Origin of the sequence: Nostoc sp., assembly GCF_036917575.1 — a bacterium.
Classification (GTDB): domain Bacteria; phylum Cyanobacteriota; class Cyanobacteriia; order Cyanobacteriales; family Nostocaceae; genus Nostoc.
In genome coordinates this window covers 43,301-49,487 of record NZ_JBALDC010000084.1, presented here as the reverse complement: position 1 = coordinate 49,487, position 6,187 = coordinate 43,301, and the positions used below count along the sequence as shown (strand labels likewise).

Sequence of the window (6,187 nt, the reverse complement as noted above, 5' to 3'; positions counted from 1 at the left end):
TGCTAAATGAAGGAGGTCTTGTTATTAAATGGGAGCGTAAGATTAAAAACAAAGGTAATGCTGTTTATTAAATTTAGCTGCGTAGCAGCTTATGATGTAAAGAAGCAATATATTGCTTTTCTACTGTCTTTCAGGTATCTAAATGTTTGAGAATCAACGAGCAAACATCTGTCGCCTCGATTTGATGTTCGTCAACCAGGTGAGTTTGATGGGTGATAAATAAAGGCCCTTCAGATGGAGATGTGGTGATGTTACCGTGAGAACCACGCACCAGAGAAGCATCCAGAGGAATCACATCCATCAGGTAGCGAAAACCAAGTTGTTTTTTGAGTAACTTGAGAGCAACTTTTCCTTGGGGGAATTTAATCTGTGGATCGAGGAAAAGTTCTACAGGATCGTAACCAGGTTTGCGGTGGATATCTACAGTTCTAGCAAAATCAGGCGCTTTGGCATCATCGAGCCAATAATAATAGGTAAACCAAGCGTCAGATTGAGCGATCGCCACTAACTCTCCCGATCTAGGATGATCGAGATGGTAGGCTTGTTTACCCTCTTCATCCAATACTTGCGCTACGCCTTCAGTCGCTTCTAGGAGCGATCGCACTTTCGGGATATACGCCGGATCGTTCACATATACATGAGCAATTTGGTGATCGGCAACGGCAAAAGCAATGCTAGCACCAAAATCGAGCAGTTCTCGCCCTAATTCTTCTCGCACAGCAATTAAACCATTTTCCCGTAGTACGCGGTTCAAGTCCACAGCTTTAGAAACTGGCGTAATACCATACTCGGAAAGAATAATTACCTGAGTATTTCGTGCTTGAAAATATTCAATTAAATCGCCACAAACAGCATCAATTTCTTGCAAATCTGCTTTAATCTTTGTTTGATTGTTACCAAATTTTTGCAGACAGTAATCTAAATGTGGTAGATAAACTAGTGATAATGTCGGGCTATAACGTTCCTCAATCCATTTTGCAGAATTGGCAATCCATTGACTAGAACTAATAGAAGTTTTTGGCCCCCAGAAATCGAATAGAGGGAAATTTCCTAAATCAGATTGAATTTGCGATCGCACATCAGCAGGATGGGTATAAATATCAGGTAATTTTCGCCCATCTGCGGGATACATTGGGCGCGGCGTAATCGCATAATCTACTGAAGAATACATATTGTACCACCAAAAAAGGTTGGCACAAGTGAAGTTTGAATCGATTGATTTAGCTATTTCCCAAACTTTGGGAGCCTGTACGAGTTTATTAGATTGTCGCCAAAACTTCACTTCGCATTCATCGCGGAAGTACCAGCCATTAGCGACAATTCCATGTTCATCAGGCAATTTTCCTGTTAAATAAGTAGCTTGAACTGAACAAGTTACAGCAGGTAGCACTTTTTTGACGGGAAGCACTTGTCCTTTAGCCGCCCAAGAAGATAAAAACGGTGTATTTTCTCCTAGTAAGCTAGGCGTTAATCCCACGACATTTATAATAACTGTTTTTTTCATAAATTTAGTTTCTTCTTAATTTACGGCAAATTCTTTTAATACCCACTCATATTCACGCTGAATAGAAGTTAGCAAATCTATTTTCATTTCTGATGGCAATACATCCCAAGTGTAAGTCTCAATTTCTAAATGGGAGCAAGCATCGTTTGTCTGAAGTAGATGCAAAACAGTAGCAATATCATCTTGGGTAGATTGCAAAATTTGATAATCATGAATAAAAATTGGGACATGAAAGTGAGTTCGCCATTCTTCAGCTAGAGATTGCTCTAAATTTGGTAATGCAGTTATTAAATCAGGATAGTGATGGAGTGTACCATCGCTGCGACGTTCGATTACTTGATGAAGATAGGTAGATTCTGCAAAAGGACGTAACCGTTCAACTATCAAACTCCGCTTCTCAACTTCAGCAGGTATTTTTACTTTAATTGCAGCACTGATTTGAATTTTACCAATTTTAATTCCTGCCGATTGCAAACGTGTAAATACCGATTGTGGCTGCTCATATTCAACTGAGAAATGGCAGGTGTCATAGCAAATACGAACGTGTTCTAACAATTTAGTTTCTACTAAGGTTTGTTCAATATTTAAACTTTCTGATAAATAATTACCACCAATGGGCAATAACCAATTTTGATAAAAATCAATTACTTCTGACGTATTTTCAACTAAACCATCAGGCTCAGGTTCTAAATCAATATGAAGTATCTTGCCTGTTTCTTCGCTGATGCGAATCATTTCTACAACAACTGATGCTATATTCAAACAACTCTTTTTCAGAACTGTCTCGAAAGTTGCTTGGTCTTTTACCCACCAAGGTTTATAGGATAGTGGTAGTGTAGAAATTCCACCATCAAGTCCTTCGGGTAACAGAGCAGCTAAAATCTGTGCCAAGTTTAATGTATAATTTACACGTTCTTGTATAGACCAATCTGGTGCATAAACGTGGTCTTTTACTACCTGTCGATGGAATCCGCCATAAGGAAATCCGTTTAAGGTAAAAACATATAAATCTTCTTGAGTCAGCCACGCTTTAAATTTAGCTAAATTATTACTTTCTAAAAGTTGTTTGGCGGCAATATCAGCTAATCTCAAACCAATACCAAAAGGTTCTGTAGGCGATAAACGTGATTTGAGTTTGGGAATATAGTTTTCTAAATTGGCGAAAACTTCTAGCCAACTTTCACCAGGATGAATATTGCTGCAATAGGTTATGTGAAAATTATTGTTTTTTGTAATTTTCATTTTTTAGCTTATCCGTTGTATATGTAATCTGTTATCTTTGACTTAAACTATTTCGCAAACTACTTGCGACTTATTCATAGTTAGAGGCGCATAGATGTGCGCCTCTCTAGCCGATTAATGCTATTACTAGGTGTATACATTCAAATTTAAGTAACAGCAAATACTTTTGCTAACTTCATCGAAAATGGTAGCAAGATTAGAACTAGTAAACCGTAGTACAAACCAGCAAAACCAGATGCAATGGTTGCATCTAAGACTATCAAAGATAAAACGCCTATTTTCACAGCATTTCGGATATTTTCAGCTATCGGTTCCCGCGCAGCTTTAATAAAATTAGGCAAGATTCTAATAGCTAATAAAATGGCGAATGGTAAGGCTGCGATCGCTGTATACTCTTCTAAGAATCCTAAAGCTAAAACTGCTGTCAAAACTATTGCAATTAGCAGTAGCGCGAGTACTCCCGTAATCTTCTTTCCTCCGTGAACTTCACCCTGACTGATTGCGGTGATAGCAGCAATATAAAGAACAGGAATCAGCGCTAAATACCAACGTTCTCCGATGATTTCTGGTACAGCACTTACACCTAATAATAAGTTACTACCACGGCACAAACCCATATTTAAAGGGCCGAAAAAAGGATGATGTTTAGCGAGTGAGTTATAGAGGAGGCATGAAAGAGTGATAAAAATAGCGATCGCAGCACTCAACAACGATACTTGAAATGCAGCTATAATTCCAATTGCAAACAGTATACTTCCTAATAAAATAGCATTTTGACGAGATACGCGACCACTAGGAATTGCTCTATTTGGTCGCTCTTTTGCATCTAATTCGCTATCGAAAACATCATTAAAAACTATTCCACCGCCATATAAACCAGTTGTAGCTAATAACAACCAAGCTAGTGGAATTAGTATGGCAAAAGTTACTTCGCCATTGATTAATTGAGTAAAAATTATTCCAGAGCCAGAAGCAGCAAAACCAACAAGAATATCCGCCCAAGCAGTAACAATATTAGCCGGACGCATCAATTCTAGATAACCCCGCCAGCTTTGAAAATTTAAGCTTGCAACATTCACTTATCTGCCTCCATGCCTAGTAATTTCTCAAAATAAACTGCATATTACAGATGAATTAGATATTTATGCAATTCCTTTTTCACACTCCCCATTCTCCACCCCCAATTTTCTACTCAATCAACACATAATCTGAAACTGATTTAATTCCTGGTTCTTGTCCCCGCAGCACAGAATTACCACTGAACAATTGACGCTGATCGACAGATTGGGGATTGAGCCAGTCTGAAGCTTTCATCTGCCCAGTTTGACTGTAAGCAGCTAGGGCATTTTCATAACAAACTGCTCGCACATTTTCTTCAGGAATGCCCCTATCTAACATCAACTGAGCCGTTTTTGGGACTGCTAAAGGATCGCTAATACCCCAATCAGCACTACTATCTACAATGATGCGATCGCGTCCATACTTACGGACAACTTCAACCATCCTAGCGTTACCCATCTTTGTTTGTGGGTAAATTGTGAAAGCCGCCCAAAAGCCGCGTCCTAATACTTCTTCAACAGTTTCTTCGTTGTTGTGATCGATAACTACTTGTGAAGGATCTAAGCCATATTCAATACAGCGATCCATACTCCGACTAGCACCCGCCTTCTTGTTACGGTGAGGAGTATGAATTAGTACCAACATATCGAGTTCTTTGGCTAATTCTAACTGTTGACAAAAGTATTTATCTTCTGCTTCTGTCATATCGTCATAGCCAATTTCACCAATGGCAACAACTCCTTCTTTACAGGCATAAAGTGGTAGCAATTCCATAACTTCAGTTGCTAGCGCTTCATTGTTAGCTTCTTTCGGATTTAGGCCGATTGTGCAATAGTGTTGGATGCCAAACTGACTAGCACGAAATCGTTCCCAGCCCACAAGACTACTGAAGTAGTCTTTAAATGAGCCAGCGTTGGTTCGGGGTTGTCCTAACCAAAAGGCTGGTTCAATAACGGCAACAATTCCATATTCACGCATTACTAAGTAATCGTAAGTAGTACGGGAACACATGTGAATGTGAGGATCGATGAACATGATGGTTTTAATGATTGGGGATTGGGATTGGGATTGGGGACTGGGGATTGGGGATTGGGGACTGGGGATTGGGGATTGGTTATTTTCTTTGTCCCGCTTATCCCTACTCCCTTTTATTTGTAAACAAAAAGGCGATCGCGGCTAAAACTGCTCCAAGTCAAATTACCTTGTTGAATGGATGACTGTAAATCTGGGTAATGAGAAAGTAATGCTTGCGCTTGGGGTAAAGGAGACTCAGCACAAGCTAAGGCTGCTGCTTCTTGTTCTTGTATATCCCCATTAACCAGTACTTTTTCCAAATCTGTGATGATTGCGCTATCGGCAAACCGCCCTACAGACCGCCAAAGTTCTGGCGTAACTGTGCGTTTAGCTGCCCAACGTTCATGAGCATAGTTTGTTAACATCCTCGCCAATTCAGGGTTAGCACGCTTATCTAGACCCGAAATTAAATGCAACGGACTGCCGACAAATACAGCCTTCAGCACCATCTGATTCCAAGCAGCATTATCTAAATAATTCGCTGGATAAGGGTTACGTAGTGCTATGGCTTGGAATACATTGCTCATATTGCTGCGAATTCCTTCAGCAGTACGATGGCGATGTAACTCTGGATGTGGTAAGAGTGGCAAACTTTGATAAAGAGCAACTAACTCCCCCATATCAGCAGTGGAGAAAACTCGATCGAGCGATCGCACATAGCCTTGGGGATCATCGTGGGACAATGTTAAAAGCAAAAGTGTGCGACCTGCTTGATCTACACTCCAATTACCAGGATACCAGCCGGGGATCGCATTCTCTGCTGCTTCCAAGTCCTGGAATGTTAATTGCAAATCCTGTTTACCTAAATAACGCGGCACAGCACTAAAAGCCGTAAAAAACACTCTCTCAGCAGCGCCGCTAGCAATCTGTGCCTGTTTTTGTGACAACCAAGTAAAAGCTTTCTCTGAAACAGACTTTAACAGCCAGTGATGTAGTAATTGGTTTACTTTACTCATGATAAATTCAGGATTAAGTTGCCCAACTTTTTTGTGACAACTAAGTATAAAATATACCACTAAACCTGATATTTAGGGCTTGAAGCAGTTAGATAATATCCTACTAATATCGTAACTTTACTGAATCTATAAAAATATCTTGACTTTAAAGAAGATACTGTAAAGATACGATTTTAATTAGATAAATCATAAAATTATCTTACGGAAAAAAATTAGAATTTTATGTAATAATGATCTTCATTACAAACTTCAGATATGAAATATATACAGCAATAAAAAATATATATTGATGAATTTTAGTTTTAACTTTATCACTAGGCAAATACACTTATAAACTCTGAATTAAGTAAAC

General features: G+C 39.2%; 6 protein-coding genes. 1 reads left to right on the top strand and 5 read right to left on the bottom strand.

All coding sequences use genetic code 11. The features are described 5' to 3' along the window. Positions 1–130: 130 nt before the first annotated feature. From V7K79_RS24875 to V7K79_RS24860, 4 genes are all read right to left on the bottom strand, one after another. Positions 131–1,504, bottom strand: coding sequence for an alkaline phosphatase family protein (locus V7K79_RS24875; RefSeq protein ID WP_335051414.1), 1,374 nt, complete (start codon positions 1,502–1,504; stop codon positions 131–133). Between the two features lie 15 nt (positions 1,505–1,519). Further along, a complete protein-coding gene (gene eboE / locus V7K79_RS24870) occupies positions 1,520–2,746 on the bottom strand; it encodes a metabolite traffic protein EboE (protein ID WP_335051412.1) in 1,227 nt (408 codons plus the stop codon). 146 nt (positions 2,747–2,892) lie between these two features. Continuing rightward, positions 2,893–3,825 (bottom strand): UbiA-like protein EboC, encoded by a 933-nt coding sequence (eboC, locus tag V7K79_RS24865; protein WP_335051410.1) that lies wholly within the window; start codon positions 3,823–3,825, stop codon positions 2,893–2,895. A gap of 109 nt (positions 3,826–3,934) precedes the next feature. Then, the gene (locus V7K79_RS24860; RefSeq protein WP_335051408.1) at positions 3,935–4,840 is read right to left on the bottom strand and encodes a TatD family hydrolase; all 906 of its coding nucleotides are present in this window, start codon (positions 4,838–4,840) and stop codon (positions 3,935–3,937) included. On the opposite strand from V7K79_RS24860, the gene V7K79_RS24855 reads away from it, so the two are divergent. After that, entirely contained in the window at positions 4,839–4,985 is a 147-nt protein-coding gene (locus tag V7K79_RS24855) for a hypothetical protein (protein ID WP_335051406.1), read from the top strand. The genes V7K79_RS24860 and V7K79_RS24855 overlap by 2 nt on opposite strands. Here V7K79_RS24855 and V7K79_RS24850 read toward each other — a convergent pair. Next, positions 4,954–5,835 (bottom strand): EboA family metabolite traffic protein, encoded by an 882-nt coding sequence (locus V7K79_RS24850; RefSeq protein WP_335051404.1) that lies wholly within the window; start codon positions 5,833–5,835, stop codon positions 4,954–4,956. The two genes, V7K79_RS24855 and V7K79_RS24850, sit on opposite strands and share 32 nt — an antisense overlap. Between the last annotated feature and the right edge of the window lie 352 nt (positions 5,836–6,187).